Annotated in this window: 4 pseudogenes; 2 read left to right on the forward strand and 2 right to left on the reverse strand. The window is 66.9% G+C overall.

The annotated features are described in order from the left end of the window. Both CCS01_RS34885 and CCS01_RS00010 read right to left on the reverse strand, forming a co-directional pair. Positions 1-96: pseudogene (locus CCS01_RS34885) on the reverse strand (IS5/IS1182 family transposase); the annotation flags it as partial. 993 nt (positions 97-1,089) lie between these two features. Then, positions 1,090-2,266 (reverse strand): annotated as a pseudogene (locus tag CCS01_RS00010) (IS110 family RNA-guided transposase). 240 nt (positions 2,267-2,506) lie between these two features. Here CCS01_RS00010 and CCS01_RS34890 point away from each other — a divergent pair. Together CCS01_RS34890 and CCS01_RS34895 are read left to right on the forward strand one after the other, a co-directional pair. Next, a pseudogene (locus CCS01_RS34890) lies at positions 2,507-2,668 on the forward strand (DUF4372 domain-containing protein); the annotation flags it as partial. A 259-nt stretch (positions 2,669-2,927) separates the two neighbouring features. Then, positions 2,928-3,023: pseudogene (locus CCS01_RS34895) on the forward strand (IS5/IS1182 family transposase); the annotation flags it as partial.

Raw genomic sequence — 3,023 nt, forward strand, 5'->3', positions numbered from 1 at the left:
GTTGTTCGCAGCGGTCACGCCAACGGACCCCGGACGGCCCGGCAAATGGTCCTTGATCCGCTCCCACTGGTCGTCGCGCAAGGCATGTCGATGCATCGGTCAGCCTCTCCAAAGCTGACTGCCTATGCATCGAAGAACCGGGGCTGCTGGAATCGGGAAGCCGCTTGTTGATCAACGATTCCGCCGCACTGTTGCAGCCCAGACCCACTCGGCTGGCTCCAATTGACGACACGCCCTAAGTTGCACTACATGGTGCATCATTTGGAATGATTCCCTATTTTGCAAGAGGCTCTCATTTCACCCGATTGCGCTGAGAGCTTCACGTTAAGCTCTGCTGATATTGATAGATTTTGAGTAACAGCCCAGGTCCTGGCCGTGACTGGGCGATCGGGTGAAAGCAGCAATTCTTTGGCTCATAATGGGCACTGTAGTTTCCAGGGAACGGCCTTCACTCGGCCTATCGATACGCTACAGCAGACTGCAGGTCGGTTGGGACACGACTTCGGGTGGGGCGATCTGCCCCCAATCGTCATGGTGGCCGCAGGGCCGCCATCCACGCCTCATATGGGGTTTCTCCTGTCAAGCGGTTATTTCATGGCGGTGTCTCCCTTGGGCGCGGTCAGTGTGCGGCTTAACCGGCACGGCGGCGCGTGCTCAGGCTGGTGCGGCGCGGTCAAGCCCCTTGCCGCGCGAGCGGGGCGCGCAGCGCCGGGCTTGAGGGCGCCGCACCAGCCTGAGATCCTGGTTCGGGCCGTGGGTCGCGGTCGTGTCCATGCCGTGGATGCAGTGTGCGGCGGTGCCATCTCTGTCCTCTGCCGGATCGTCCGGGGCCAGGCGTTGACGCATGCCGTGGCTTCGACACCACGGATCCTCATATCCGGTCGCCGCGCGGGGCGGCGCACCCTCATCCCCGGTGCTCGGGGTATCGGCCTGGCAAGCGAGACCATTCTTGCAAAAGCGGCCTGTTGCAGCCATGCGTGGATGCGGTCTCGTGCCCTGGACTCCGGCGGGCTGATCAGGCCCGGCCGAACCTCGTCGTGACGGTCATGCTGCACGGGGGCAGGTCCCTGCGGCCTCAGCCCGCGCGGCTCAGCGGGCGGGCTTCAGCACCGCGCCCTCGGGCAGCACGCCGGCGCTGACATAGCGCCACAGCGCCACCAGCAGCTTGCGTGCGAGCGCAACGATCAGCACCCGCTTGCCGCGCGCGCTGGCGCCCTTGACCTTGTCCTGGAACCACCGGCTGAGCGCCGAGTTGGGCTGGCAGCGCAGCCAGGTCCAGGCCAGTTCGATCATGGTCTTGCGCACCCGCGGGTTGCCGGCGGCACTGATGCCCTGCTCGCGCTTGATGCCGCCGCTGCGCCAGGGTGTCGGCGCCAGCCCGCCAAAGCATGCCCCTGCGAAGGCGGGGGGCGCCGACCTGGCGGCGGTTGGCAAAGGTGCGGTAGAAACATTCCAGCCACAGCAGCGCGGTGAACTGCGGCCCCAGCCCGCGCAGGCGCAGCAGCAGGGCGGCGACCGAGCCACTGTCGGCGGCGGCCTCGGCGAGCAGCATCGCATCGCGCGCCTTCTCCACCGCCTTGAGTTGCTGCATCACCAGCTCCAGCCGCTGCAGCATGTGGCGCAGCTCCGCCATCAGGTGCGGCGGCAGCTCGCTGCCATCGGGCCGGCGCAGCGCCTCCAGCGCCTGCCAGCGGTCCTTGCGCAGCGGCTTGTAGCCGCGCACGCCCTGCCCGGCGAGCCGCCCGCCGATGCCGTTGCTCAGCGCGATCCGCTCGCGCATCAGCTTGTCGCGCTCACGCGAGAGGCGACGGCGGTCTTCTTCCGCCGGCGTGGGCGGCGCCACCATCGCGCAGACCCGCGGCTCGCCGCGCCGCCAGGCGGCCAGGGTGCGCACCAGCGTTTCCCCATCGATGCCGTCGCTTTTCGCCCGCTGCTTGCGCCGTGGCGCGGCGATCGAGGCGGCGTCGACCACGTGGCTCTCGATGCTCTGGGCCACCAGCCAGTGGTGCAGCCAGAAGCCGTCGAGGCCGGCCTCGTAGATGCTGACGATGCCGACCGGCCCGCCGCTGCGCCGCTCGGTGCGGGCGCGGTGGGTGTGCAGCACATTCAGCAGCCGCGCGGTGTCGCCGGCCTGGACTTTGTGGCGCGACATCTTCGCCGCGTCGGGCGGCAGGACGGTGACCACCCACTCCTTCTGGCTCAGTTCCAAGGAGACCAGGAGTGTGGCAGGCTGGGCCACGGTGGCTGGTTGGGCGGTTGGGCTGATGTCAGTACGCATGGGTCGCTCCCTCAAGGACGGTGGAAGCGATATCCTGCACCAAGTGCCGGACCAGTCACCACTTCCACCCGCATAGGGTCTTGCCGTGCTGAAATCGGCAAAAGGCGTGGATGGCGGGCCTGCGCCACTGCTGTCCGGCACATTTTTTGCTCTCCATCGACGGTCGGCATTGAACCTTTGCCGAGGCCCGCGTTCTGCCAGGTAGTCACCGTGGAGAGGACGCATGACATGCCTCATCAGACCACCGTGTTCGAGCAGATCGTTGAACAGTTCTCGTGGAACCGCTTTGACCACCACGTTCGCGCCCACGGCGCCGATGACAACCAGCGCGGCTTCACCAGCCGTCAGCATTTCCTTGCCTTGCTGGCCGGCACGCTGAGCGGTCAGCAGGGCCTGCGTCCGTTGATCGCGACGCTGGCGCCCGACAGCGAGGCGCTGCGCCAGTTGGGTGGGGTGGCACCCAGCCGCTCCACGCTCGCCGACGCCAGCCATGATCGCCCGGCGGGTTTGGGCGTGTCGTCAATTGGAGCCAGCCGAGTGGGTCTGGGCTGCAACAGTGCGGCGGAATCGTTGATCAACAAGCGGCTTCCCGATTCCAGCAGCCCCGGTTCTTCGATGCATAGGCAGTCAGCTTTGGAGAGGCTGACCGATGCATCGACATGCCTTGCGCGACGACCAGTGGGAGCGGATCAAGGACCATTTGCCGGGCCGTCCGGGGTCCGTTGGCGTGACCGCTGCGAACAAC

It is taken from the genome of Rhodopila globiformis, from assembly GCF_002937115.1.
Taxonomy (GTDB): Bacteria; Pseudomonadota; Alphaproteobacteria; order Acetobacterales; family Acetobacteraceae; genus Rhodopila; species Rhodopila globiformis.